This window comes from Loigolactobacillus coryniformis subsp. coryniformis KCTC 3167 = DSM 20001 (genome assembly GCF_002706425.1).
Classification (GTDB): domain Bacteria; phylum Bacillota; class Bacilli; order Lactobacillales; family Lactobacillaceae; genus Loigolactobacillus; species Loigolactobacillus coryniformis.
In genome coordinates this window covers 2,466,006-2,492,531 of record NZ_CP017713.1, presented here as the reverse complement: position 1 = coordinate 2,492,531, position 26,526 = coordinate 2,466,006, and the positions used below count along the sequence as shown (strand labels likewise).

The following is a 26,526-nucleotide window of genomic DNA, read 5'->3' as shown; positions in this document are numbered from 1 at the left end:
TAAATTTCTAAATGTTACAAACTAGCACCACGCGTAATACAAGAAATAAAATTGCCCTAGCCCAAGAAAATGGTGGGATAGGGTCGATTTGCGTTTAAAAACGGTTAATTATTAGGTGCTTACACCCATTAAATAAATCATTTCCCTTGTTCATATACAAACTTGGCAAAATAGAGTGATCCAATATACAGATGAAATAAATCGTGATAATTATGCGGATCTAGTTGTAAGTCATCTTTGATCTTTTTAAGCCGATAATTCAGCGTATTACGGTGAATGTGTAAAAAAGCTGAAGTTTCTGATATATTGCCATTGTTTTCGATAAATGCATTTAATGTTTGTAATAACTCTTGGCCAGCTGTGGTTTGATTAATGCTGGCAAAGCGTTTAATCAATGGATCAAGTGGCAGATTACTGGATAATAATTTATCAATCAAACGAACCTGTTTATAATACTTGAATTCGCTGTTGTGTAGGATATGCCTAAGTTCAATAACTTTTTGTGCTTCGGCAACCGATATGCCAATTCTGGTCGTGTTTTGACCAACGCCAATGTCTAATTTATGTTTTTGACAACTATGCTTGTATTTTTCAATATTACCAACGTATTCAGTCAGAATGATCAAATTATTGGAAGCAATCAGAAGCTTAAAATCAGAAGTATCAACAGGAAAATTAGATAGATGGCGACCTTTGATTACGATTGCATAGCGATTACGAAAAATATCAATTTTTAGTTTTTGTGCGTCAATCAATAATGATTGATTTTTTTCTAAGGCATTTTTAACTTGCACCCATTGATATAAAAAACGATTAAAATAAGTCTCACTAATTAATTTTTGTTGATTAGCGTAGCTTTGATTAAGTAATAATTCAGTGGCTGTACTGAGTAGTGAAGCTAGGGGAACTACTTCTTTTGGTTCACCAGTGATACCGATAACGCCAATAATGTTTTTGTTAAAATGCACAGGCATATTGACACCTGGTTGACCATTTTCCCCGTGAGAGCGCTCCATGATCAATGTTTTTTTTTGCCGAATTGCGTCAAGTGCACCAACATGTAATGTATTTAAGCGTTCGGAACTACCGCTAGCAATAATGTAACCATTTTCGTCCATCATATTAATATTATAGGGTATTTTGCTCATCATTTTATTGACAATTGACTGAGCAAGTTCTGATTCTAATTTCATATTTTGCCATCTCCTGCTGAAAAAATTAATTAGTTTATTGAAAGAATGCTTATCCAGCAATTTAAAACAATAGAATTAAATTTAATTTGTTTAATAATGATTGATTAGTTATGCACAATATAAACGAACTTATGTGTTCATTTTAGCAGCAAAATTTAAATATTTAAACAAAAAAATTACAAAAAGTTGTTCAAATGAACATTGTATGCGGATACACTAATTGGTATTCTTATTAAGACGAGTCAGGTTAAACGTGATATTTAATGTTCATCATGTCACAAAAAACAGTTAACAGATATTGAAAGTGGGTGAGTTTCATGGATTATAAAGCAATCGTTGGCTTTATAATGATGATTTTAATAACGGTCTTATTAATGAAGAAAAAAGTTAGCACAATTTTTTCTTTTACGGTAATTCCTCTAGTAGCAGCTATTATTATTGGATCATCGGTTAAACAAATTGGTACCTACCTGACTAAGGGGCTAGCAATGACTACGTCAGTCGCCTTGATCATGTTATTCTCGTTGCCTTATTTCATGTTGATGGCGGACACTGGATTATTTAGTGGAATCGTCAAGCGTATTGTGAGTCGCGTTCGTATGAATCCTGTTGTGCTTGCGATTTTAACGGTTATTGTTGCAATGATCACTGGGCTTGATGTTAGTATTACTTCTGTTTATTTGATTACAGTACCGTTACTTTTGCCGTTTTACAAGAAAATGAAAATGCAACCTGTTATTTTAGTTTTCTTAACTTCGTTAGGTATCATTAACACCTTCGATGTTCCGTGGAGTGCCAGAATGTTACGGAGTGCTTCTTTAATTCCTAAGATTGATAACGGCACTAATTATTTATTTGCTAAATTGTTCCCACCACAAATTGTTTTGACCGTCGTAATTTTTGGTATTGCCGTTTTTCTTGGTCTCAAGGAAACAAGACGTTTAAAGAAATTAGGCATTGATGCTGCTGCGGCTGCTAAGGCTGGCGGGGATGACGATGATGTTTTTGAAGAAGATGCTGAATTAGTTCAACCAAAAAAATTCTGGATCAATGTTGCTTTAACTTTGGTTGTGATTGTTTGTCTCTGTGCTTTTCCTGATGTACCTTCTTATTACACATTTGCTTTAGGGTTAGTCATTGCCTTAGAAATTAATTTTCACGATCAGAAGCTACAAGTAAAATTACTTAAAAAATATGCCAGTTCATTGTTCCCCGTTATGCCGGCTATCCTGTTATCTGGGGTTGTTGTTGGGGTCATGGAGTTTAGTGGTATGATGCAATCAATGGTCAAGTTCTTAGTAGGCATTATCCCTGCTGGAATGGGACCTTGGATCTACATTATTATTGGACTTGTTGGTACACCACTAATGTTTGTTTTTACAAACGATACATGGTATTACGTCTTAATGCCAATCGTTATCGGCCTGATGCGAGCGTATGGTGTTCCGGCGGATGTCGTTATCGTAACGTTGTTCATGAACATGGGTGCTATGTTAACACCAATTGCCCAGCCGCAATTATATATTGGGACTGACTTGACAAATGGTGAAGTTGATTTACCACAGTACATGAAGTTTGCGTTTATCCCAATTTGGCTTTTAAACATTGTCTGGATTGGTATCGGTTTATTGATGGGAACATTCAGATAATGCATCTGCACAAAAGCGCTACCAAAATGTTATACCAATGAACATTGTTAATCAATGTACAAAGAATTAGTATAAATATGTAAATTAAAGATTAATATCAAAGGAGATCATATATATGACAAAAATTGGATTTGTTGGTTTAGGAATCATGGGTAAACCAATGGCAAAAAACTTAGTTAAAGCTGGCGAAGATGTAACCGTTTATGACTTCAAGCAAGCCTCGATCGATGAATTAGTTAATGTCGGTGCTAAAGCGGCCAAAAGTGGTAAAGAAGCTGCACAAAATGCCGATGTTATCTTTACAATGGTACCAAATTCACCAAATGTTGAAGCCGCATTATTTGATGAGGGCGGCATTGCTGAAGGTTTAGTGGCTGGTAACACAGTCATTGATATGAGTTCGATCAATCCTTTGGCTAGCCAAGGGTTTGCAAAACGGTTAGCTAAATTAAATGTCGATTTTCTAGATGCACCTGTTTCCGGTGGTGAACCTAAGGCGATTGATGGTTCAATTGCAATCATGGTCGGTGGTAAGAAAGCTTCGTTCGACAAATTCAAAGACCTTCTCGGTATTATGGGTGGCACAGTCACTTATGTTGGGGATGTCGGTGCAGGTAATACAACTAAATTAGCCAATCAAGTCATTGTTGCTTTGAATATTGCGGCAGTTAGTGAAGGTTTCTCTCTAGCTGAAAAAGCTGGCTTAGATCCTGAATTAGTTTTCAGTGCCATTCGTACTGGGTTAGCTGGAAGCACGGTTATGGATGCTAAAGTACCGAAGATCGTTAATCGTGATTTTGCACCTGGTTTCCGAGTTGATTTGCATATTAAAGATCTGCAAAATGCTTTAGATACATCACATTCCTTAAACGTTTCCTTACCATTAACTTCTGAAGTTATGGAAATCTTACAAGTGGTTAAAAATGATGGTAATGGCTCAGACGATCATTCTGCAATTGCTAAATATTACGAAAAGATCAACGATATCACCATTCAAAAGAAATAGCATAATTTGAGTGAAGGTGAAGTAAAACGCACTTCACCTTTTTCTCTCAATATAAAAGTGAAGGAATGATCAAGATGGTACCTAAGATTGTTAAAATGGATGTTTACCCAGTCGCTGGTTACGATAGTATGCTACTTAATTTGAGTGGTGCTCACGGCCCATTCTTCACCCGTAATATTGTGATTTTAACCACCGATAAAGATGAGATTGGGGTTAGTGAAGTTCCGGGTGGTCAAAAAATAACCGAGCTATTAGAGAAAGCCAAAGACTTGGTAATTGGTCAACCGATTAGTCAATTCAAAAGTATTTTATTAACGATGCAAAAGCAATTTGCTTACTTAGATGCTGGTGGTCGTGGACAACAAACTTTTGATCAACGCATTATGATCCATGCGGTCACTGCAATTGAAACGGCTTTTCTAGATTTATTAGGTAAATATTTACACGTTCCTGTAGCTGCCTTATTAGGTGATGGTCAACAACGAGAAAAAATCGATGTTTTAGGTTATCTATTTTATGTTGGTGATTGGACAAAGACTGATTTACCTTATATTCATGATGATGATGACAGTGATGATTGGGGAACAGTCCGCCGGCAGCCAGCATTAACACCGGAAGGAATTGTACGTCAAGCCCAGGCAGCCTATAAGCGTTATGGGTTTAAAACGTTCAAACTTAAGGGTGGCGTTTTTTCAGGCGAAGATGAAGTCGCAGCAATTAAAGCCTTGCACCAAGCTTTCCCTGATGCAAAGTTAGACCTTGACCCCAATGGTGCTTGGTCGTTAGCGGAATCAATTGAGTACGCTAAAGAGTTAAAGGGAATTTTAACTTATGCCGAGGATCCTTGTGGTGCAGAGGATGGTTTCTCTGGACGTGAGATTTTGGCTGAGTTTCGTAAGGCAACCAATTTACCAACGGCAACTAATATGGTCGATACCGATTGGCGCCAAATGCAACATGCAGTTGCGTTAAATAGTGTTTCTATTCCATTAGCCGATCCCCATTTTTGGACAATGGAAGGTTCCGTTCGTGTGGCGCAATTATGCCATGACTTTGGCTTGAATTGGGGGATCCACTCAAACAATCATTTTGATATTTCTCTAGCTATCGTGGCTAATACGGCTGCGGCGGCACCAGGCGATATTTATGCGATCGATACGCATTGGATCTGGCAAGACGGGCAGAGCTTGACTAAGAATCCTTATCAAATCAAGGATGGACAATTAACTGTACCTAAGACTAACGAAGGCTTGGGTGTGGAGATAGATTTAGCTGCGGTCAAAGCAGCCCACCAGTTGTATCTTGATAATAACTTAGGGGCACGGGATGATGCTAAGACTATGCAATATCTGGTTCCGGGTTGGTCATTTGATCCGAAAAAACCTGCGTTAGTACGTTAAATCTATAGTTAACTAGGTAAGAAAGGTGTGCAATAATAATGGATACATCAAGAATCAAAGGAATCATCGTTCCACTCGTAACGCCAGTTGATGAACAAGAAAATATCGATGACGCTAAACTACGGATGATCGTTGACCATGTGATTGAAGGCGGTGTTCAAGGAATTCTCGCCTTTGGTAGTAATTCAGAATTCTATATGTTTGATGATGATGAATTAGCACATGGTTTCAAAGTAATCAAAGAACAGGCGGCAAACAGAGTGCCAGTCTATTTTGGAATGGGGCCAATTCGGACTCGTCGTGGTCTTAAATTAGCCAAAAAAGCTGTTGAACTTGGGGCTGATGCTGTTTCAATTTTACAACCAATGTTTTTAGCACCAACTGATGAAGAATTATTCCAGCATTATAAGACAATTGCTGATTCAATTCCGGATACGCCGGTTCTAGTTTATAACAATCCACGGGTTGGTTATGGTCTCTCCGCTAAGTTAATTAGTGATTTAGCGCATCAGGTACCGAATATTGTTGGAATGAAAGATTCAAGCGGCAACTTGACCTTATTAAGTGAAATTATTCGCCTAACAGAAGATATTGAATTTAGAACTTTCACTGGTAAGGATACATTGATTTACCTAGGTTTGTGCTTAGGCACTTATGGTAGCGTTTGCTCAACAGCTAATGCGTTAGCACCATTGATTGTCTCGATTTATGATAAATTTCAACAAGGCGATTACAAAGGTTCACGTGCTGCCCAGTTTAAGTTGAATCCAGCACGCTTGGTTCAAAATGAAGCTAGTTTCCCAGTAGCAACTAAGGATATGGCTAATATTCTGGGATTGAATGTTGGCAAGCCGATTCTACCAAGCACACCTTCCACTGGTAAAGTTTACGCAGATATTAAGCGTGAATTGGATAAATTAAACTAAATTAATTATAATCGAGGGATTGCTATGAATAGAGTACTTATAGCGTCTGATTCCTTTAAGGGAAGTGCTACCTCGATAGAAATTGCTAAATATATTACAGCAGGAATTTTATGTGCTGATTCAACCGCAAAAGTTGATGCAATTTCGATTGCTGATGGCGGTGAAGGTACTGTTTGCAGTATGGTAGCTGCCACTGGTGGACGATTGTTGAAAACAGAGGTGACTGGACCCTTAGGAACACCAGTACAGGCAACATGGGGATTATTAGACGCAAAAACTGCAGTGATCGAGGTAGCCGAGTCATCCGGAATTACGTTGATTCAAGATCAACTTGATGCGTGTAAAACGACCACTTATGGCGTTGGACAACTGATCAAGGCGGCACTAGATCAACAAGTAGCCACAATTTATGTTGGTCTCGGTGGTAGTGCAACAAATGATGGTGGCGTTGGTATGGCGCAGGCATTGGGTGCACATTTTTATGATCAAAAAGGCAATGAGCTAGCACAAGGTGCTGATTCATTGTGTGATTTAACAACGATTGATTTGACAACCATTGATCCACGATTAAAGACAACTCAAATTATTGGCTTATCTGATGTGAATAATCCACTGACTGGTGAAAACGGCGCGAGTGCAATCTATGGGCCGCAAAAAGGGGCAACGGTGGAACAGGTTAAGACATTGGATAATAATTTGCGGTGTTTGGCACAGTTAGTTGAACGCACATTGCACACAGATTATGCAATTAAACCTGGGGCTGGCGCAGCTGGCGGTACTGGTTTTGGTCTGATGGCTTTTTGTCAGGCGGAAATCAAGCCGGGCATTAATGAGATTATCAATATCCTGCAATTAGGCCAACGTATGGAAAATGTAGATCTAGTGATAACCGGTGAAGGCCAAATTGATGGGCAATCATTGCACGGTAAGTTACCGGTTGGTGTGGCACGCTTAGCTAAACAACATCATTTACCGGTGATTGCAATTGTCGGCAGTGTTGGTCCTGATCTCAAAGAGATTTATCGAGCTGGTTTTGATTTAGTCTTATCGTCAACTAATCGTCCAATGACGTTTCAACAGGCAAAAGAAGATATTGCAACATTGGTGGCAAATGCTGGCTTTACCGCTTTTAAGGCATTTGGATCTTTTAGACAAGAAAGTTAGAAGGCCTAAAAATGAGAAATACAGTTATGATGCGTAGTAATGATAACGTTGCTATTGCGATTCACGATTTAAAAAAAGGTGATTATGCAACTGATACGATTCAAGTCAATGAGGATATTCCGCAAGCACATAAGGTTGCTTTGATCGATATCCCCAAGGCGGGTGTTGTACGCCGTTATGGTGTTGTACTTGGTTACGCAAAGGAAGATATTAAGGCTGGCGACTGGATCAACGAGGACAGTTTGGTTTTGCCCAAGTCACCTGAGCTGCACAATATGCCCTATAATACTAACATTGATGCCGATTTACCTGAACCACCGCGGACAACCTTCATGGGCTACGACAACGATGGTAGCGATTATGCTGGGACGCGCAACATCCTTGGTATTCAGACGACTGTCCAATGTGTGGTTGGTATCCTGAAGGTTGCGGTCAAAAAAATGAAGCAAGACTTATTACCGAAATACCCCAACGTAGATGATATTGTCGTCATTAGTCATGCTTACGGCTGTGGCGTTGCCATTGACGCACCTGAAGCAAAAATTCCAATTCGGGCTGTACGGAATATTATGAAAAATCCTAATTTCGGTGGGCAATTAATGGTAGTTGGTTTAGGTTGTGAAAAACTAACGCCTGATCGAGTTATGGATGAGGCCGATATCACTGATGATAATTTTATTTTATTGCAAAATGAACATGGTTTTCAAAATATTCTCAAATCCTTGTACGCTATGGCTGAAAAAAAGTTAAAGATTCTTAACCAACGTCAGCGAGTGGAATTACCATTATCAAAATTATCAGTAGGCATGCAATGTGGTGGTAGTGATGCCTTTTCCGGTGTAACGGCTAACCCAGCGGCCGGCTACGCTTCTGATCTATTGGTCAGTGGTGGTGCGACTGTTATGTTTTCCGAAGTTACTGAAGTTCGTGATGGGGTTGAGTTTATTGCACAACGTATTCCGGACAAGCCTAATTGCGATAAATTAGCTAAAGAAATGAGTTGGTACGACAACTATTTGGCCGAAGGTGGCGTTGATCGTTCAGCTAATCCGACTCCTGGTAATAAAGCAGGTGGCTTATCAACGATCGTTGAAAAATCAATGGGGTCTATTGCTAAATCAGGTGCAGCACCAATTACGCAAGTTGTTAGTGCAGGTGAAATCCCAACTAAGCACGGTTTGGTTTTTAACGCAACACCAGCTAGTGACTTTGTCTGCGGTACGATGCAGCTAGCTTCAGGTATGGGAATGGAAGTCTTTATGACTGGCCGCGGTACACCTTATAATCTAGAAGCGGCACCAGTAATTAAAGTTTGTTCACGGACTGACCTGAAAGAATTTTGGCAAGATTTGATCGATATTAACGCAGGAACAATTGCGACTGGCGATAAAACCGTCGAGGAAGTTGGAACTGAATTATTTAACTTTATCATTGATGTTGCTAGTGGAGCTCAACCAGTGGCTGAACAACTGGGCCTATTTAATGATATTTGTATTTTTAACCCGGCACCTATTACCTAGAATTAAATTTTAGTGTTGATATGGATGAAAAAGCGATGACAAACTGAATTTTGTCATCGCTTTTAATTAAACGATAAAGGAGGAAATTTAATTGACAAATATAATTCCAAAAATTACAGAGATGAAGGTTTACCCCGTCGCTGGTCGTGATAGTATGCTGTTAACTTTAAGCGGTGCTCATTATCCGTATTTCACACGTAATATCGTTGTGTTAACGGATGACTCTGGTCAAATGGGAATTGGCGAGATTCATGGTGGTGACTCAATCACCAAGTCATTAGAGAGTTATCGACCGCTGATCATTGGTCAGAAAATTTCTGAGTATCGGCGTATTTTGAATGACATTCGTCAAAAAGGCTGGCGTGATAAAAATGATAGCGGCCAAGGGTTGCAGCAATTAAACTTAGCTAATTTAAAATATGTCGTTCATGCTGAAGCAGCGATTGAATGTGCGCTATTAGATCTATACGGTAAGTTTCTTAATCTGCCGTTATGTGATATTATCGGTGATGGTCGTCAACGGAATGCCGTAGAAATGCTGGGCTATTTATTTTATATTGCTGATTATCGCAAAACAGATTTACCTTATATTCACGATGACGATGATGATGTCTGGGGTAAAGTTAGACGTAAAGAGACTTTAACAATTGATGGTATTGTCAAGCAGGCCGAAGCTGCCCAAGCGCGTTATGGATTTAAAAGCTTTAAATTAAAGGGTGGCGTGCTTAGCGGTGAAGAAGAAATGCAGGCAGTTGAAGCGTTGCATGAAAGATTCCCGACTGCACGGATCAATCTTGATCCGAATGGCGCGTGGTCGTTGCAAGAAGCAATTGATTTAACCAAAAAGCATGGGCATGCGTTAACTTATTTAGAAGATCCTTGTGGACCCGAAAGTGGTTTTTCTGGTCGCGAGATCATGAGTTTTTACAAGAACGCAACCAATATGCCGGTTGCAACAAATATGATTGCAACAGACTGGAAACAATTTTATCCATCCTTAATGATGAAATCAGTTGATATTGTGCTCGCTGATCCCCATTTTTGGGGAATCAACGGTAGCTTGAGGATGGCTAGTGTTTTGAATGATTGGGGACTAACTTGGGGGTCACATTCCAATAATCATTTTGATATCACACTTGCTTTATACGCTCAAGTCGCTGCCGCTGCTCCAGGGAATATTACGGCAATTGATACTCATTTTATTTGGCAAGACGATCAACAATTGTGTGACGATGCGCTGCAAATTCGGGATGGTTATATTAAAATTCCTAAACGCCCTGGATTAGGAATAAATATTAACTTAGAGAAATTGGAAGCTGCGCATGCCTTGTATGCAACCTTAAAGCACCATGATCGTGACGATGCATTAGCAATACAATATTTAATTCCCGGTTGGAAATTTGATCCTAATCGTCCAACTTTGGTCCGGTAATAGGCAAGTATGACCAGATAAATTGAAACGGAGCCGCAACATAATTTGCTGTTGCGGCTCCGTTCTTGCTCTTCTGGATATTATAGTTAAAAGGTTGCGCCTCATTAAGACAATTCTTACATAACAGCAACGATGATTAGTACTTTTTCCTGGTTGTGGAAAAGTAACTGTACATACCTGCTGTTACGTGCGCATTTCTATCTGAAAATTAGTATTCTGCAACTAATTTTAGATTAGCATGTTGATTACCCCAACGATTCAATTCACTTAAGATATTTTTAAATGAACTGCCGCTATTGGTTAAAGCAATACGCCGATCCTCGGTTAAGTCCAGGAGGTTAAACTGATTTAATTTGCTCACTTCATTAAACAGATTAAGTGTTGATAAGCCATGGACTTTTTCACGTAAATTCATAAAGTCACTTGGTGTTTCGTCTAAATTAGCAATAATGATACCTGCCCACTTATCGTTTAGTAGCTTCAAGCTGACACTGTTTCCTAATGTATAGTTATCCATTGAATTAAGATCCTCTCTTTAATATTAAATGTGTTCTTATACGGTTTTCATTGATTATTTCATAAAAGATTAACGAAATATAGTTTACCATAAAGAAGCATCTATATTAAATGATTTGCTTAATAAGTGGCATTTATTTTCAGAAAACATGCTTACAATTAGCCGAATGGGGAGTTGTTACAACAATTATTGCTGAAAAAATAGGGTTCCTGAGTTAGATTTTCTTGTACTCAGGGCCCTATTTTGCTGTAACTTTAATAACTATTTTCCTGGTTGATATTCAGGATCAATCACCAGTACAGGCTTGATCGTCTTACCACTGATCGAGTCGGCGTTTGCTTCGTTGATTTGATCAAACTTGTAGAACTTCTCGGTCTTGTCAAAATCAAACATGCCTTGACGGTAAAATTCGATCAAGCGGGGAATATCGATTTGTGGAATTGAATCGCCCATGTTAACACCGATGACGGATTTGTCATCAACACAAAGATCATTCCAAGTGTCAACGTCAATGTGATGGGCGGTAACGGCGATACATGCGGAGACGCCACCTTGTGCTAAAGCCTTGATCGAAGATTCCATCACTTGAGTCACACCAGTAGTGTCAACGGCGAAGTTGACGCCATGGCCGTTAGTCAAGGCTTTGATAGCTGCGACAGGATCTTCAGTTTTACTATTGATCGTATCGGTAGCGCCTAGTTCTTTGGCCAAAGCTAAACGATCATCAACGATATCAACGGCGATGACTTTGGTACAACCAGAGATCTTACCAGCCATCATGGCGGCTAGGCCAACGGCGCCAGTACCGAAGACGGCGATGGTGTCACCAGGGCGTGGTTGTAAAGTATTCAAAACGGTGCCGCTACCAGTGACGTAGCCACAGCCCAAAGGACCTAATTTACGTAGGTCTAAATCATCAGGAACTTTGACGGCATTGCGTTCACGGACAACAGTAGTTGTGGTGAATGATGATTGGTCAAACATATCGGCTACTTTTTCGCCATTTTCAGTGAAGTGGGCGGTACCATCGGGACGAACGCCGGAAAGGTTGTTGGCGCCGTAGTGTAAACACTGTGTTGGCACCCCTTTGAGACAGTTTTCACAGTTGCCACAAGCATAGAATGACAGGACAACGTGATCGCCTGGTTTGAAGTTTTGAACGTGGGAACCAACTTTTTCCACGATACCAGAGCCTTCGTGGCCTAAAACAATTGGGTAAGCAATCGTGGCATCACCTTTACGTAAAGCTTCGTCAGAATGGCAGACACCAGTGGCAACCATGTGGACTTGGATATCGTCGTCTTGCATTTCGGCAAGTTCAATATCGTCTCTCAGTTTAAATTCGGCGCCTTGTTTATCAACAACTGCTGCTTTAATTTTCAATCTAAATCACTCCTTAATATTCGTGAATCGCTTTCATTGGTAATTATTTCACATATTTTTTTCTTTTGCAATTGCTTAAATGCAAATAAAAATAATTGATGAGAATATGATCGTCTATAAACGTTATTATGTATAAAGCTTCATGAAATAATTGCAAACTACAATAATTATTTAGTATCATATTTACATGTTGAATGATCAATGAGTCTATTTGTATGAAAACATGGTGTAGCAACAAATGATTTTCCATGTTCTATCAGCTATTCTCTGGAACATCTAATAAGTTTAATCTGTAAGTTGCTTAATCCAGGGATGTTAAGCTATATTCAAAAAATGCAACGTTAAGATTTACCTTTGTGAAGATACCGGCATTTAAGTTGAAATTCAATCTTATTTCCGATAAGGTTGCCGTAGAGAGAACCTCCTTTCTGTGAACTTGATAGTTACGTTTAAAGATTTAACTATAGCAGAATGGAGGTTCTTTTTGTGTCTGAAAAGAGGTGATTTAGAGTTTTTATAGGTCTTGGCTAGAAAAAAATTTCTAATTTGGAATATCTTTTAAGCGAGTTTAGGTGAGTTTTATATGACTCTCATAGCTGTTATTGAGGGCTAACAGAATGAGAAGCGGCTTTTACTCATTGTTTATATAAATCCCGAATTATTCATACGAGGTTTAATATCGGCATACCGCACAATTTTGGACCAATTCTCGTGCTGCTATGGTGTAGTCAAACCAAGATGTACTGTTTTTGCTAAAGGCTACCAAATTATGGGGCTGGATAAATTTTTGATCCTCAATTTTGAGCATACTTGCCCCTTGGCCGAACCGACTTTTTTTGATTTATTGCACCAGTTTAGCCCCACTGTAGCGCTTGGATTCGAGCTAACAGTTGATAAAACAAATCCTGATAGACGTGGTGGCGGCTTAATTTTAGATAAAGTTGCCGGCCGCTGGTCACCAGCTTACCCGCTACTTTAAACAGCCATAAGCGCAAGGTTGTAACCTGTAATCGCTGATGTTGTACAGGCAACAATTGGCGCATCAAGCTGACTAAATTATAAGCGAGGACACTGAGCATCATGCGGGCATAATTTGGTATAAATTGCGAGCTAGTCATTTTATCCAGGTAAAAGCCAGCCTTGGCTTCCTTGATATAATTTTCCATTTGGCCCCGTTGATGATAGGCTTGAAACGCATCTTCGGCGACAAAACTCGTTAAATTGGACACAAGGTATTCATGTTGAAATAACAATTCACCAGCTGGTCGAGTTGATTTAATATAGATCTGGCGCGGCTTAGGCCATGATCGGGCTTGATAAGACGCGCGATAATAATGGACCTCGGTCTCAGTCCAATTCTGCTCATCACTGATCTGAACAAAACGTTCAGCCAGTTGGTTCAGCCGCCGATTGGCTTTCAGGCGGATCAAGTAAAAAGTGTCGTTGGCTTCACAAGTTTCGTATAATTCTGGAGTCGCAAAGCCACTATCCCCGCGGACCAAGATATCAGCGTTCGGTTTGACTTGATGATAGTGCTGTAGTAGTGGTGTGATAAAGGGGGCAATATCCGTACTGGTATAAACATTACCTGGGCGCAATTGAGCCTTTAAACAGTGGCCCGTTTGCCCGTCAAAAGCGACCAGCGGATGGTAACCCGTGGTACCGTAATGCGCATTAAAGGCCGTTTTTTCCTGATGACCATGAGTATCGGCGTGAGTCGAGTCAATATCGAGGATCAGCTGTTGTTGCTTGGCGCCAGTCCACGCTTGGTCAAGCAATGCTTGATTCAACGTTTGTAATGAGGTGATGGTCTGCTCGTCACAGCGTTGCCAAAAACGGGATAATGACGGTTGTGAGGCCAATTGCGGTTGTGCCAATAGTAATTTAAATGTGGGGTCATTGCGCAAACTGGTGGCAGCTAGATCGGCCGGGTAACCGGCGATCAACTGCAGCACGACCTGTTCTAGTAGACTAACGTTGCTGTAACGAGCGTAATGGCGCTGGTCATCAAAATGGACTAATTGATACGCTAAGGTCGTGAAATTGAGTTGCGCCATTAATTCTTTGACCAACACTAGCCCAGCATCAGTGGAAAGTTCACCACCAGTGTGCGAAATATGTAATTTAGGATTGAAATTAACTCGTTTTTCCGGTAAAGTTGCCATGAGAAGGACCTCTTTCTTTTGGTGGATAGCTGACTTGTGGTGAATCAACTATACCAAATCGGAGGTTCTTTTTCTGCACTAAAAAGGTGAAAAATAAAAAACACAGTACCGCCCATGATAACGGGGTGACACTGTACTTGGAGAACTTATGGTGAATAATTCAGGCTTATGTTAAGAGGTTAAAGATTGCTATGAAATTAGATGAGAGTACTGATGTGAACGATAATTGAGTAATCGTTATTATTTACGCTGTTGCTATATTGTTTTTCTTCAAATCCTCTCTTTGATAACGAAGATTAAAGGATTCTATCAATAAGCGCGTCAATATAAAAATGCTCAAGTTACATACCATTGGTAACTTGAGCATTTTTATATTAAAAAGTTTATTTCCCAGGTTGGTATTCAGGATCGATCACCAATACGGGTTTGATCGTCTTACCACTGATCGAGTCAGCGTTAGCTTCATTGATCTGATCAAAACTATAAAATTTCTCAGTCTTGTCAAAATCAAACATCCCTTGACGGTAGAATTCAATCAAGCGAGGAATATCAATTTGTGGAATTGAATCACCCATGTTAACGCCGATCACTGATTTGTCGTCAACACAAAGGTCATTCCAGGTATCAAGATCAATGTGGTGAGCCGTGACGGCGATACAAGCGGAAACGCCACCTTGCGCTAGAGCTTTGATCGAGGATTCCATAACTTGGGTAACGCCAGTAGTATCAACGGCAAAGTTAACACCACGGCCGTTAGTTAAGGCTTTGATCGCAGCTACGGGATCTTCATTTTTACTATTGATCGTGTCAGTTGCACCTAATTCTTTGGCTAAAGCTAAACGTTCGTCCACGATATCAACGGCGATAACTTTGATACAGCCAGAGATCTTACCCGCCATCATGGCAGCTAAACCGACAGCGCCGGTCCCGAAGACGGCAATTGTGTCACCAGGACGTGGTTGTAAGGTGTTCAAGACAGTACCACTACCAGTGACGTAACCACAACCTAAAGGTCCTAATTTACGTAAGTCTAAGTCGTCAGGAACTTTGACGGCGTTACGTTCACGCACGACGGTTGTTGTGGTGAATGATGATTGATCGAACATATCAGCGACCTGTTCACCATTTTCAGTAAAGTGAGCGGTACCATCTGGACGAACGCCAGATAAGTTGTTATCTGCGTAATGCAAGCATTGTGTTGGTACCCCTTTGAGGCAGTTTTCACAATTACCACAAGCATAGAAAGATAAAACAACGTGATCGCCAGGTTTGAAGTTTTGAACGTGCGATCCAACTTTTTCCACGATCCCAGCGCCTTCATGGCCTAGCACAATGGGATAAGCGATCGTGGCGTCACCTTTGCGCAAAGCTTCGTCGGAATGACAGACACCGCTGGCTACCATGTGGACTTGGATATCATCAGCTTGCATTTCTGCTAGTTCAATATCATCTTTTAATTTAAAGTCTGCGCCTTGTTCGGCAACAACTGCTGCTTTAATTTTCATAAATGAACACTCCTATTACTCCACGATAGTGGAAAGTTTTGAAATCAAAATTTACTGATCAAAATGACTTTAAACAATGCTTTTACAATGTTTATTATTTCACATATTTTAACCTTATCAAGCGCTTTCAATAAGTGGTAAATATTTGTTCCTACTTTTTTAGTATTCTATTACACGAAATACCTAGTAACTAGCTAGTGCCAGCGGGAATTAGTGGCTTTATTATTTTTAAAAGAGGCATATTTACAGATTTCAATTATAAACTAGCGGTTAAAAATTGCTGTTTACCTAGTTGACGGTCTTCTTTAGGCGTGCACCCAAATTTTTCAGCGTATTTATGATAAAAGAAACTTTTGTTTGAAAAGCCTACTTCATGGCATATTACTGTGATTGGACGTGCTGTGTGCTGAATTGATTCTCGAGCATGAATCAGTCGTTCTTCTGTTAGTGCCTCGCTAAAGGTTTTACCAACTACTTTATGGAATAGATTACTAAGGTAGTTCTTATTGTATGAATATTTATTAGAAAGCGCCTCTTGTAAACGGCGGTTATAAAATGTAGGAAAAGGGCGGTGAGAAATTGTCGGTTTTCCTACATTTTTTGATACCATTAATCACATCTTAATCGGGGAGGTTAATGATGTGAGACACGACATTAGAGAAGGAGTGAAACGTTACGTGGATAATGATATCGAACCCAATTATGCCGCTTTAAGCAGACAATATGACGTTGACTATCGCACTGCCAAGAAAGCTTATCAAGAAGTAAAGGAAGGTGACGCCAAGCCACAGAAACAGAAAAAGCAACGCCCTAGCCTGCTTGATCCCTATCGTGATGTTATCAAGGCCAAACTTGAACTGAACTGTTCAGCCATGGCGATTTTTAAGTTCATTCAGAAGAAAGGTTTTCAGGGTCAATATACGATCGTTAAAACCTATTGTGCCTCTATTCGTAAAGCGCGAACGCACAAAGCAACGATCCGAGTTGAACACACTGCTGGTCTTTCAGCCCAAGTTGATTGGAAAGAGGAGATGACGCTTTACAACAAGGAAAATAAGCCCTATCATTTTAATATTTTTCTATATGTCTTACCTTACTCAAAATTAAAATATTTGACTTTGATTTTCGAACGCAGCCAAGATACTTTATTTAATTGCCTTGATGACGCTTTTTGGCACACCGGCGGCGTACCAACTGAGATCTGGTTCGATAACATGAAGCAAGTCGTTGACCATTCAAAATCAAACTTTGGTCACCCCGTTTTCAATGAACGTTTTCGTCAGTTTAGTCAGGACGCAGGCTATAAACCCATCGCTTGTCGCGCTTTTAGACCACAAACTAAAGGCTCAGTTGAAGCATTAGCTCGCACCGTTGAACGTCTACGCCCCTACAATTATGAGTTCTGTGATGGGGTTGAGTTGATTAACTTAGTTGACAATCTCTGCGATGAACTTAATCATGAGGTCTCACAGGCTACCAACGAAATCCCACAAGATAAGTGGCTGGCCGAAGAAAAAGAGTACCTGCACCAGCTACCAGATGACCTACTTAAACCCTTCTTCGAAGAAGACATTACCCGTGTCGTGTCGAAGGAATCAATGGTTATCTTTCGCAAATGCAAATACTCCGTGGATCCACGGTATATCGGACGGACAGTCAATATTGAACTGTCTAATGATGAACATCACATCCAAATTTATTATAACGGAGAATTGATTCGCGCGCACGATATTACAACCCAGCAATTTAATTACAACGAGGATGACCAGATCAATATTCTTGGTTCAGATCTACTTAAGGGACGTAGTGAGACGGACATCAAAGCTTATATTGCGGCCCATATGAGTGCCTATGACGAGGTGTAACATGCGACAAACAACAACTAAATTCCAAGCGTTACTCAATAATCTCGATGTTCTAGGATTAAGTAAGATGCACGCCTATTTGCCGGAATATATTGATCAGATCAACGGGCAACAGCTTTCATTTACCGATGCCATGCTTGAGCTGACGAACACTGAATTGGCCTGGACACAAAGCCAACAAATAGCACGAATCATCAAACGGGCCCGTTTTCCTCAGGCGAAGGCCCTGAGCGCCTTTGATTTTAATTTTCAACCCAGTATTAATAAGCAAGAAATCTTAGGCTTTCAAGACTTAGCCTTTCTCGAACAACACAAGAATCTGATTTTCATTGGTAGTCCTGGTGTGGGGAAAACGCATCTAGCGATTGGTATCGGTATTGAGGCTTGTCATCAGGGTAAACGAGCTTTTTTTATCAACTGTCATGAACTATTGGCGCATTTACGGGCAGCTGATGCTAAAGGGACGTTAGACCGTAACATTAGTCGTTATGCCCGCTACGAGCTATTGATCATTGATGAGATCGGTTATTTACCGATCAATCATGATGAAGCCAATCTTTTGTTTCAATTGATCAATGCACGGTATGAGCGGCATTCAACCATTATTACAAGTAATAGCGACCTCTCAAACTGGGTCGAAACTTTTCAAAATCCGACTGTTACTGCCGCTATTCTAGATCGGTTGGTTCATCATGCCTACGTAATTAAAATCACCGGTAAATCTTATCGAATTAAGGGAGCCGATTGACCGCCACAAACCTACATTTTTTAACCGCCATAAACCTACATTTTTACGCCGCCCTTGACACCTCTAAACTAATTTCCTGATAATGTTGTCTAATTTCATCTAATAGGTCTATTGCAAGCTTCTGAGTAGGAGATGTAGTAGTTACTGGGATACGATTATTACGTACGAGTTGAGCAATTAAAATTGTTAACTGTGATTTGATAATCGTATCGGCAAAATCACGTTGATGATAATACTCGGTAATCAAGGCATCAAATGTGGCTTGAATCTCATTGTTGCCGCTACCAAAATTTTTAAAAAGAATATATTGTCCCTTCTTAGGGTTGGTAGCCATATTGTTAATTAGAAAGTCATAGAGAACACTTTTAGCTGCTTGAATCTGAGAAATTAGATCTAAAGAGATATTGCGATCACGAAAGAGCACATTTATCAGTAAATCGTTTGTGCCAAGTGCATCAATTCGATGTTGGCTACCAATATCTAATAACAAAACATCCCCTTCGTTCAATACAACTTTATGATCATTAACATACTCTGTTGCATGTCCGCGAAGCATATAGTTGATCTCAAAAAATTGATGCGTGTGTACTGGATAAGGTGCAAAGCGATTATGTTTACGAATAGCAACACTGCAATTTCTGAAAAAATAATCATTATTGATGACCGGAACCTTATATTCATGACTTGCCTTTAAATCGATTGCAGCTGGTGGAATATCGTCGCTGACATAGTGATTTTGCTGCTGCTCAAGTTCAACGGCTGACAATGCTTGTAATGATTTAAAGATTTTTATGTCCATAGCGCCCTCCCAATAAGTTTTAAGTGAAATTTTTATATTTATGTATTAGAACGAGCATAAATATTAATGCTAATTTCACCAATAGGTTTGTTCTCTGTCCGTTCTTCTTTTTGATCAAAAGAATCCGCATACATAAATTATTATAACTGAATTAAGTTGCTGTTCAACTGCAATAATTAAGTGATTGTTATTTTATAGAGTATAAGTCAGTCGCACAGAGCTAATTTCTAAGTAATTTTAGTACTATTTATTATCTAAAGGTTGAAAGTTAATATTTCCACTTAAGCCCTGATCTGTTAGGACTTTTTTGCTACAAAAATAGACATGAAACCATTCACATCTGTATACTTAAAGCGTCTAAACAAAAACCATACAGAGGAGTTTCATGCCTATGTCTACTATACAATACAATGACACTGATATTCATCATTCTTTTGCTCATTTTTCAAAATTGGTCCATCTCTCCGCTATTTTGCGTCGTGTCAATATCCATAAATCGCGCGGTATTAAAACTGAACGCTTATTTGAATGGTTATTGACCACCATCTTTAATCGCTACTCCATTTTTAGAGCAGAAAAGGCTAACGATTTTTCAAAACGAACTGTTCGCAATTGTCTAAATGATCCACATATTAATTGGCAACGGCTGGTTCAGCTATTAGCGATCCATTTGATCCAATACGTGCAACATTTTACCGATCCAAGACGGCGACAAGCCTTGATCATTGATGATTCATTGTTTAAACGTGAATTTTCACGCAAAACCGAATTATTAGCTCGTGTTTTGACCACGACAAACAGCAGTATTTTAAAGGCTTTAGGACACTAACTTTAGGCTGGAGTGACGGCAATACTTTTTTACCGCTGAACTTTGCCTTGATGTCATCAAGCCACGCCAAAAATCGGTTTGGGCACCTTAAGTCCAGTGATCAACGATCACTGGCCGCGAAACGACGTACACAGGCAACCCGTAAAATGACCGATGTCGCTTTAGAATTAGTAGATGATGCAATCAAATCCGGCATCAAGGCCAAGTACGTCTTATTCGATAGCTGGTATGCATCACCGCGTATGTTTGCGGCATTGCTAAAACGTCATTGTCATGGGATTGGTATGTTGAAAAAAACTAAAAAAGTCTATTTTCGTTATCGTGGCCGAGAAATGGATATTAAGACTTTATACACTAACTTACGGCGCAGTAAATGGCCAATTAAGGATAGCTATCTATACAGTCCAATCGTCACATTTGAAGTTGATGGCGAAAAAATCCCAATGAAGTTAGTCTTCGTAACCAAACGTGGCCAGGCTGATCAATATCTTGTGTTGGCGACCACAATGACTGACCTAAGACCAGAAGCAATCATTCAGATGTACGGTCGGCGTTGGCAGATCGAATGTTATTTTAAAGTCGCTAAACAATACCTGCAATTTGATCAGACTCAAGTCCAAAGCTATGATGGGCTTTGCGGTCACCTAGCAATGGTCATGTTAAGCTATGACGTCCTTGCATTGGTGCAACGTGAAAATACGGACGACAGGACGCTGGGTGACTTATTCTTCGATTATGGACGACCGTTGCCTGATATTAAGTTAGTAAGTGCGTTGAATTGGCTGATACAAACAATTACTGGTCTAGGTGAAAAACTCGACATGGCGGTTGAAACATTAACTATTATTTTTGACGAATTTATAAAAGCATTACCGAATAGCCTGGCCAGGCTACTCGGTAATGCTCAATGAAGTGGAAACTAGTAATATATCGTGCCATAACCTTTTGACATCAATGGTTACGGTCTATTTTGATACTTTCAACCTTTAGTTATTATAAAAAAAGTAGTATTTATGTTGTTATACTGTGGTATTTTCAGAAGGATTTAAACTTGCAATGAATTTAATCTTTTATCATAAATTCATTTAAGTATAGAAATCAATTCTTCAGGGTATTATGCGTTTCTGTTCCAATCTTTCTAAAGTTTTGGTCTTGTTACGGCTTAATGTAAGCGGTTAAATATAAGTGTGATCATAAGTGTAGTTCAATATCTTAAAAGACTAAAACGTGTTGTAAATTAAATATAAAATATGATTTTTATATTTAATTCACATTAGAAATGATCATATATAGTGAATATATGAATTAGTGAATTTATATATTACTCGTCAATCTGCTTTTTAGTGATATACGAATAATGATTCCGGTTGGTCAGAGTTCTGTATCCAAAAGTTTTTGATGGGACCTTAGCATGGCATAGTGAATAGTTAGTGATTCAGGAGTAACGCGATACACTGAATAAAAAAAGAGTTTGAGGTGTTAAAGCATGAATACGTATGTAGCAGTTGATATCGGTGCTTCGAGTGGACGTTTGATTCTTGGAACTGTAAATGAAGGTAAACTAAAACTAGAAGAAGTACATCGGTTTAAAAATGGATTTACCACCGAAGATGGCCATGATTGCTGGCAGATTGATCATCTTGTACAGGAGATTTTAACTGGTTTAGAAAAAATCAAAGCTCGTGGAATTAATCGGGTTAATTTAGGTATTGACACATGGGCTGTTGATTATGTATTAGTTGATGAAGAAGGACATAAATTGCATAACCCGATCGCCTATCGCGATGCACGAACTAATTCTGCAATCACTAATCTTACTTCAGCATTACCAAAAGAATATATTTACGAAAAAACTGGTATTCAGTTTCAAAACTTTAATACGCTATATCAACTGTACACTGAAGATAAAGAGAAGCTGGAAGAAACTGATAAAATTATGATGATTCCAGATTATTTAGGCTATATTTTGACTGGTAATGCGGTAACCGAAGTAACCAATGCATCGACTACCCAAATGTTGAATTTACGCCAAGGCTTATTTGATAAAGACTTGATGAGCGAGGTTAGTGTAGAGGCCGATCAATTCCCACATCTGGTTGAAGCGGGAACGTTATTAGGTAGTGTGCGGCGTAAATGGCGGAAACGATATGATATTCCTGAAACAGATGTGATCACAACGGCTACTCATGATACTGCTAGTGCGGTCGTAGGAACACCTGGTTTTGGTGATAATTGGGCCTTTCTAAGTTCTGGAACGTGGTCCTTACTTGGTGCTGAGTTAAATACACCAGAAAACGGTTTAGCTGCTTTTCGGGAGAATTACACCAATGAATGGGGTGCTTATGGCACTTACCGTTTCCTGAAAAATATTATGGGATTATGGATCATCCAAAAGGTCAAGGAAGAATTAAATGATCAATACTCATTTGCTGAATTGGCAGCGCTTGCCGAAAAAGAGACTTCGTTTAAGCTCTTTATCGATGTCAATGACTTACGTTTCCAAAATCCGGATAATATGATCCAAGAATTACAGACTTATGCAGCAGAAACCAATCAGTTTGTCCCTAAAACACCGGGCGAATTGGCGCGGGCAATCTACGATAATTTATCGCTGTATTACGCCGATTCCGTGCATAAACTTAGTGTAATTATTGGTCGTCCGATCACGACACTTAATATTGTGGGTGGTGGGTCGAACGTTGCCTTAATGAATCAACTGACAGCTGATTTAGCTGATGTAACCGTCGTGGCCGGCCCGAGCGAGGCAACCGCAATTGGTAATATCATTGTGCAAATGATTACTAGCGGCGAGGTCAAAGATGTAGTAGCTGGTCGTCATTTGATTGCTGATTCTTTTGATCTAAAGACATTTACACCGCAAAACGATGCCTATAGCGGTGTTTTAGCTAAATATCAAGCGTTCTTAGCTAGTGTTAAATAAATTTGGTTCTAATCTTTAAAAAATAAATTGATGAAGGCTTACTTAAGAAAGGAATGGCAATCAATGAAACGGATCGCTCAAGTAATGTATATCAACCCAGATTCCTATGACAAGTACGCTAAGCGCCATGCGGAAATTTGGCCAGAAATGCAAAAAGCATTGAAAGATCATGGAGCCACTAATTATTCGATCTATCTTAATCGAGCTAATGGTCAGACTTTAGCGTATCTTGAAGTACCTGATGTTGCGACGTATAACGCCATTGCTGAAACCGATATTTGTAAAAAATGGTGGCATTATATGGAGCCAATTATGAAAACTAACCCGGATGAAAGTCCGGTGGCAGACGACCTTGAGGAAGTATTTCATTTAGATTGAACAATCAGTCATTACTGAGTTTAATCGGGTAATAAATTTTAAAATAAAAACATATTATGAGGAGTGTTTTAGATATGGTTAAAGCAGAAACAATCGATAAAGCATATGAAGTTGCAAAGGAACGTTACGCAGAACTTGGTGTTGATACTGACGCAGCAATGAAACGCTTAGAACAAGTACCATTATCGTTACATTGCTGGCAAGGCGACGATATTCATGGCTTCTTGAATCCAGAAGCTGAATTAACTGGTGGGATCGCAGTCACTGGGAACTATCCTGGCGTTGCACGGACACCAGATGAATTGACTTCTGATTTGCATGAAGCATTAAGTTTGATTCCTGGGAAACATAGAGTCGCTTTGCATATGATCTATGCGGTTGCAAAAGACGGTAAGAAAAAAGATTTCAATGATATTCGTCCAGAAGATTTTGATTACTGGATCGATTGGGCGAAGAAGGAAGGCATTGGTTTAGACAACAACGGGACTTTCTTCTCACATCCGAAAGTTAAAGATAATATGACTGTGGCTTCACCAGATAAAGCAATTCGTGATTACTGGATCGAACACGGCAAATTAACGCGTGAAGTTTCTAATTATATTGGTGAAAAATTAGGTCAAACCTGCTACAACAATTTCTGGATCCCAGATGGTTTTAAAGATAACCCGATCGATAAGCGGACACCACGTGAACGTTTATTAGCTGCTTTGGATGAAATTGAAGCTAAACCATATGATGAAAAAAATACCCAAGATGCCTTTGAAGGTAAATTATTCGGTGCCCCTGGGATCGAATCTTACACTGTAGGGTCACATTTGTTTTATGAAAACTATGCCGTTTCACGGGGTCATTTATGGACGATCGATGCCGGACATTTCCATCCAACTGAAGATGTTTCGGACAAATTTGCTTCCTACTTCCCATTCACTAAGAAAGATTTATTCATGCACGTTTCCCGGCCTGTACGTTGGGATTCTGATCATACAGTGATCATGGATGAAGCATTAGTCCGCATCACACGCTCGTTGGTACGGGATAATTATTTGGAACGGACACATTTAGGACTAGATTTCTTCGATGCAACTATCAACCGGGTTGCTGCTTGGGTCGTTGGTGCGCGGGCTACACAAAAATCCTTACTGCAAGCAATGCTCGAACCAATTGAACAGTTGAAACAAGCAGAATATGACGCTGACTTCACTACACGCCTAATTGAAACAGAAGAGCTTAAGAGTATGCCATTTGGTGCTGTTTGGGATAAATTCTGTCAAGATCATGGCACGCCAGTTGGTACAGACTGGATGAAGAATATTCAGCAATATGAAAAAGACGTACAAATGAAGCGCAACTAATTAAACATAGAGAAAAGGGGATCATCGATCGTGTCACAACAAAAATTTATTGATTCACCATATGTAGAAGAAATGTGTAAAATTACACATGGATTGTATACTCATGGCTGGGACGAACGTAATGGTGGAAATGTTAGCTATCGCTTGACTAAAGAAGAAGTTAGCCAATATGCAGATACGAATAAAGTGTTACGGAACGTACCAATTGATTTTGATGCTAGCGAACTAGCAGGTGTGTACTTCTTAGTTACAGGTACAGGGCGCTACTTTAAAAACGTTATTGACAACCCTGAAGCTGAGACTGGTCTAGTTCAGATTGCAGCGGATGGACATAGTGCTGACATTCTCTGGGGGTATAATGATGGCGCACAGCCAACAAGTGAATTTCCTTCACATTTAATGACCCATATCAATCGTTTGCATAAAGATAGTAATCAACGTGTAGTTATGCATTGCCACCCAACTAATTTGATTGCTATGAGTTTTACACTACCATTGGATGAAAAAACATTCAGTCGTATTTTGTGGAAAATGCAAGCTGAATCAGTAGTTGTTTTCCCTGAAGGACTTGGGGTTATTCCTTATATGACTCCGGGGACCAATGATATCGGCGAGGCTACTGCTGAAAAGATGAAGGATTTTCGTGCCGTATTATGGCCACATCACGGTGTTTTTGGTGCTGGTGATTCGATGGATGAAACCTATGGCTTGATCGAAACTATTGAAAAAGCCGCATTGATTTATACAACAATTCGTGCTCAAGGTGGGCAATGTTTACAAGAAATTACAGATGATGACTTAGCTGATTTGGCCAACCGGTTCGGTTTAACTCCTAACCCAGACTTCTTAACCGGTAAGTCGTTAGTAGAAAATAAATAGTTGGATTTCAAGACGAATCATCTTTCATAAGGTGGTTCGTTTTGCTATTTATTGAGGAGATGAACACTATTAATAGAATTCAAACACACGACTTAGGTAAACGCTGGGGCTATTTGGGTTTATCATTATTGATTAACGCTACTGGTCATTCATTAACGATCGCAACTAATTTAGGTAGTGCAGTTTGGACCGCTTCAGCAGTTAATCTGTATCATATTTGGCCATTAAGTTTACGTACAACACTATTTATATGCGGTGTATTAGTGGCAATAGCGAATATGATCTTAACTAGACAACTTTCATGGCATCGTTTTTGCGGTAATTTACTTTTCATTACGCCATTTAGTTATCTGATCCAATTATTTACACAAATTATCATTCATTTGGGCATCAACCAATTACCATTGTTAGTGCGTATTGCTATTGATATCTTTGGTATTTTATGTGTTGCATTGGCTACTTCAATTTATCAGCGGGCTAATATTGTACTACACCCTAATGATGACTTTATGCAGATATTGCGTTTTCGCTATTTAAAAGGCAATGCCACGATCGCCCAGATGGTACATTATATTCCACCCGTGTTGATCATGCTAGTTACTTTTTTGACTGCAAAACAATTGTATGCAGTCAATATCGGCACCTTGATTTGTTTGTTTTTCCAAGGAACATTCATTGGCTTTTTTGATCAACATATGTTTAAGGGATTACGGCATTATGGAATTAGTAACTTAATGCCAGTGATGCACGCATAATATTTCACTGTTAGAAAAAGCGATAATAGGTAACGTCTAAAGTTCCATGAAACCCAAGTTCAAAACCGGATGTTCAAGGGGGGATGACGATTAATATATGGAATCACCGTTCACGGATGA

21 protein-coding genes and 1 pseudogene are annotated in these 26,526 nt (G+C 39.5%); 15 read left to right on the top strand and 7 right to left on the bottom strand.

Going from position 1 to position 26,526, the window contains the following annotated elements:
* Positions 1 to 137: 137 nt before the first annotated feature.
* Positions 138 to 1,193: a CdaR family transcriptional regulator gene (locus LC20001_RS12175; protein WP_056943316.1), complete on the bottom strand. Its 1,056-nt coding sequence runs from the start codon at positions 1,191 to 1,193 to the stop codon at positions 138 to 140.
* 317 nt (positions 1,194 to 1,510) lie between these two features.
* On the opposite strand from LC20001_RS12175, the gene LC20001_RS12170 reads away from it, so the two are divergent.
* The 7 genes from LC20001_RS12170 to LC20001_RS12140 all read left to right on the top strand — a co-directional run bounded on the left by LC20001_RS12170 (position 1,511) and on the right by LC20001_RS12140 (position 10,290).
* Positions 1,511 to 2,842 (top strand): Na+/H+ antiporter NhaC family protein, encoded by a 1,332-nt coding sequence (locus LC20001_RS12170; RefSeq protein WP_010012148.1) that lies wholly within the window; start codon positions 1,511 to 1,513, stop codon positions 2,840 to 2,842.
* Positions 2,843 to 2,957: 115 nt separating this feature from the next.
* Positions 2,958 to 3,848 carry a 2-hydroxy-3-oxopropionate reductase gene (gene garR / locus LC20001_RS12165; protein WP_010012147.1) on the top strand — a complete coding sequence of 297 codons (891 nt, stop codon included), beginning with the start codon at positions 2,958 to 2,960 and terminating at the stop codon, positions 3,846 to 3,848.
* 74 nt (positions 3,849 to 3,922) lie between these two features.
* Positions 3,923 to 5,248 carry an enolase C-terminal domain-like protein gene (locus LC20001_RS12160; RefSeq protein ID WP_010012145.1) on the top strand — a complete coding sequence of 442 codons (1,326 nt, stop codon included), beginning with the start codon at positions 3,923 to 3,925 and terminating at the stop codon, positions 5,246 to 5,248.
* Positions 5,249 to 5,286: 38 nt separating this feature from the next.
* The gene (locus LC20001_RS12155) at positions 5,287 to 6,174 is read left to right on the top strand and encodes a dihydrodipicolinate synthase family protein (protein WP_010012144.1); all 888 of its coding nucleotides are present in this window, start codon (positions 5,287 to 5,289) and stop codon (positions 6,172 to 6,174) included.
* A 24-nt stretch (positions 6,175 to 6,198) separates the two neighbouring features.
* Positions 6,199 to 7,338: a glycerate kinase family protein gene (locus LC20001_RS12150; protein ID WP_010012143.1), complete on the top strand. Its 1,140-nt coding sequence runs from the start codon at positions 6,199 to 6,201 to the stop codon at positions 7,336 to 7,338.
* An 11-nt stretch (positions 7,339 to 7,349) separates the two neighbouring features.
* A complete protein-coding gene (locus tag LC20001_RS12145; RefSeq protein WP_029508078.1) occupies positions 7,350 to 8,858 on the top strand; it encodes a UxaA family hydrolase in 1,509 nt (502 codons plus the stop codon).
* A 121-nt stretch (positions 8,859 to 8,979) separates the two neighbouring features.
* Positions 8,980 to 10,290 (top strand): enolase C-terminal domain-like protein, encoded by a 1,311-nt coding sequence (locus LC20001_RS12140; protein ID WP_040473149.1) that lies wholly within the window; start codon positions 8,980 to 8,982, stop codon positions 10,288 to 10,290.
* A gap of 208 nt (positions 10,291 to 10,498) precedes the next feature.
* Here LC20001_RS12140 and LC20001_RS12135 read toward each other — a convergent pair whose 3' ends face one another.
* The 5 genes from LC20001_RS12135 to LC20001_RS12115 all read right to left on the bottom strand — a co-directional run bounded on the left by LC20001_RS12135 (position 10,499) and on the right by LC20001_RS12115 (position 16,470).
* A complete protein-coding gene (locus LC20001_RS12135) occupies positions 10,499 to 10,807 on the bottom strand; it encodes a winged helix-turn-helix transcriptional regulator (RefSeq protein ID WP_010012140.1) in 309 nt (102 codons plus the stop codon).
* A 261-nt stretch (positions 10,808 to 11,068) separates the two neighbouring features.
* Positions 11,069 to 12,190 (bottom strand): NAD(P)-dependent alcohol dehydrogenase, encoded by a 1,122-nt coding sequence (locus LC20001_RS12130; protein ID WP_010012139.1) that lies wholly within the window; start codon positions 12,188 to 12,190, stop codon positions 11,069 to 11,071.
* An 854-nt stretch (positions 12,191 to 13,044) separates the two neighbouring features.
* Positions 13,045 to 14,355 (bottom strand): IS1380 family transposase, encoded by a 1,311-nt coding sequence (locus LC20001_RS12125; RefSeq protein ID WP_099267166.1) that lies wholly within the window; start codon positions 14,353 to 14,355, stop codon positions 13,045 to 13,047.
* Between the two features lie 383 nt (positions 14,356 to 14,738).
* Positions 14,739 to 15,860 (bottom strand): NAD(P)-dependent alcohol dehydrogenase, encoded by a 1,122-nt coding sequence (locus tag LC20001_RS12120; protein ID WP_010012136.1) that lies wholly within the window; start codon positions 15,858 to 15,860, stop codon positions 14,739 to 14,741.
* 256 nt (positions 15,861 to 16,116) lie between these two features.
* On the bottom strand, positions 16,117 to 16,470 hold the full coding sequence (locus LC20001_RS12115; protein ID WP_010012135.1) for a helix-turn-helix transcriptional regulator: 354 nt from the start codon (positions 16,468 to 16,470) through the stop codon (positions 16,117 to 16,119).
* Between the two features lie 31 nt (positions 16,471 to 16,501).
* Between LC20001_RS12115 and istA the strand changes: the two genes are divergently transcribed.
* The gene (istA, locus tag LC20001_RS12110; RefSeq protein WP_003680666.1) at positions 16,502 to 17,725 is read left to right on the top strand and encodes an IS21 family transposase; all 1,224 of its coding nucleotides are present in this window, start codon (positions 16,502 to 16,504) and stop codon (positions 17,723 to 17,725) included.
* Position 17,726: 1 nt separating this feature from the next.
* Positions 17,727 to 18,473, top strand: a complete 747-nt coding sequence (istB, locus tag LC20001_RS12105) for an IS21-like element helper ATPase IstB (protein ID WP_010012133.1) — start codon at positions 17,727 to 17,729, stop codon at positions 18,471 to 18,473.
* 43 nt (positions 18,474 to 18,516) lie between these two features.
* Here istB and LC20001_RS12100 read toward each other — a convergent pair whose 3' ends face one another.
* Positions 18,517 to 19,272, bottom strand: coding sequence for an AraC family ligand binding domain-containing protein (locus LC20001_RS12100; RefSeq protein WP_010012131.1), 756 nt, complete (start codon positions 19,270 to 19,272; stop codon positions 18,517 to 18,519).
* A 391-nt stretch (positions 19,273 to 19,663) separates the two neighbouring features.
* Here LC20001_RS12100 and LC20001_RS12095 point away from each other — a divergent pair.
* From LC20001_RS12095 to LC20001_RS12070, 6 genes and pseudogenes are all read left to right on the top strand, one after another.
* Positions 19,664 to 21,012 (top strand): annotated as a pseudogene (locus LC20001_RS12095) (IS4 family transposase).
* 575 nt (positions 21,013 to 21,587) lie between these two features.
* Positions 21,588 to 23,042 (top strand): rhamnulokinase, encoded by a 1,455-nt coding sequence (gene rhaB, locus LC20001_RS12090; protein ID WP_010012129.1) that lies wholly within the window; start codon positions 21,588 to 21,590, stop codon positions 23,040 to 23,042.
* A gap of 63 nt (positions 23,043 to 23,105) precedes the next feature.
* On the top strand, positions 23,106 to 23,420 hold the full coding sequence (gene rhaM / locus LC20001_RS12085) for an L-rhamnose mutarotase (RefSeq protein ID WP_010012128.1): 315 nt from the start codon (positions 23,106 to 23,108) through the stop codon (positions 23,418 to 23,420).
* 74 nt (positions 23,421 to 23,494) lie between these two features.
* Positions 23,495 to 24,772 (top strand): L-rhamnose isomerase, encoded by a 1,278-nt coding sequence (locus LC20001_RS12080; RefSeq protein WP_010012127.1) that lies wholly within the window; start codon positions 23,495 to 23,497, stop codon positions 24,770 to 24,772.
* A gap of 30 nt (positions 24,773 to 24,802) precedes the next feature.
* Entirely contained in the window at positions 24,803 to 25,651 is an 849-nt protein-coding gene (rhaD, locus tag LC20001_RS12075; RefSeq protein WP_082602276.1) for a rhamnulose-1-phosphate aldolase, read from the top strand.
* Between the two features lie 59 nt (positions 25,652 to 25,710).
* The gene (locus tag LC20001_RS12070; protein ID WP_050781713.1) at positions 25,711 to 26,406 is read left to right on the top strand and encodes a YczE/YyaS/YitT family protein; all 696 of its coding nucleotides are present in this window, start codon (positions 25,711 to 25,713) and stop codon (positions 26,404 to 26,406) included.
* The last annotated feature ends 120 nt before the right edge of the window (positions 26,407 to 26,526 follow it).

Excerpts from the sequence above, each read along its gene's own strand:
- LC20001_RS12175 (WP_056943316.1), bottom strand. The coding sequence starts at position 1,193 with ATGAAATTAGAATCAGAACTTGCTCAGTCAATTGTCAATAAAATGATG.
- LC20001_RS12170 (WP_010012148.1), top strand. The coding sequence starts at position 1,511 with ATGGATTATAAAGCAATCGTTGGCTTTATAATGATGATTTTAATAACG.
- garR (WP_010012147.1), top strand. The coding sequence starts at position 2,958 with ATGACAAAAATTGGATTTGTTGGTTTAGGAATCATGGGTAAACCAATG.
- LC20001_RS12160 (WP_010012145.1), top strand. The coding sequence starts at position 3,923 with ATGGTACCTAAGATTGTTAAAATGGATGTTTACCCAGTCGCTGGTTAC.
- LC20001_RS12155 (WP_010012144.1), top strand. The coding sequence starts at position 5,287 with ATGGATACATCAAGAATCAAAGGAATCATCGTTCCACTCGTAACGCCA.
- LC20001_RS12150 (WP_010012143.1), top strand. The coding sequence starts at position 6,199 with ATGAATAGAGTACTTATAGCGTCTGATTCCTTTAAGGGAAGTGCTACC.
- LC20001_RS12145 (WP_029508078.1), top strand. The coding sequence starts at position 7,350 with ATGAGAAATACAGTTATGATGCGTAGTAATGATAACGTTGCTATTGCG.
- LC20001_RS12140 (WP_040473149.1), top strand. The coding sequence starts at position 8,980 with ATGAAGGTTTACCCCGTCGCTGGTCGTGATAGTATGCTGTTAACTTTA.
- LC20001_RS12135 (WP_010012140.1), bottom strand. The coding sequence starts at position 10,807 with ATGGATAACTATACATTAGGAAACAGTGTCAGCTTGAAGCTACTAAAC.
- LC20001_RS12125 (WP_099267166.1), bottom strand. The coding sequence starts at position 14,355 with ATGGCAACTTTACCGGAAAAACGAGTTAATTTCAATCCTAAATTACAT.
- LC20001_RS12120 (WP_010012136.1), bottom strand. The coding sequence starts at position 15,860 with ATGAAAATTAAAGCAGCAGTTGTTGCCGAACAAGGCGCAGACTTTAAA.
- LC20001_RS12115 (WP_010012135.1), bottom strand. The coding sequence starts at position 16,470 with ATGGTATCAAAAAATGTAGGAAAACCGACAATTTCTCACCGCCCTTTT.
- istB (WP_010012133.1), top strand. The coding sequence starts at position 17,727 with ATGCGACAAACAACAACTAAATTCCAAGCGTTACTCAATAATCTCGAT.
- LC20001_RS12100 (WP_010012131.1), bottom strand. The coding sequence starts at position 19,272 with ATGGACATAAAAATCTTTAAATCATTACAAGCATTGTCAGCCGTTGAA.
- rhaB (WP_010012129.1), top strand. The coding sequence starts at position 21,588 with ATGAATACGTATGTAGCAGTTGATATCGGTGCTTCGAGTGGACGTTTG.
- rhaM (WP_010012128.1), top strand. The coding sequence starts at position 23,106 with ATGAAACGGATCGCTCAAGTAATGTATATCAACCCAGATTCCTATGAC.
- LC20001_RS12080 (WP_010012127.1), top strand. The coding sequence starts at position 23,495 with ATGGTTAAAGCAGAAACAATCGATAAAGCATATGAAGTTGCAAAGGAA.
- LC20001_RS12070 (WP_050781713.1), top strand. The coding sequence starts at position 25,711 with ATGAACACTATTAATAGAATTCAAACACACGACTTAGGTAAACGCTGG.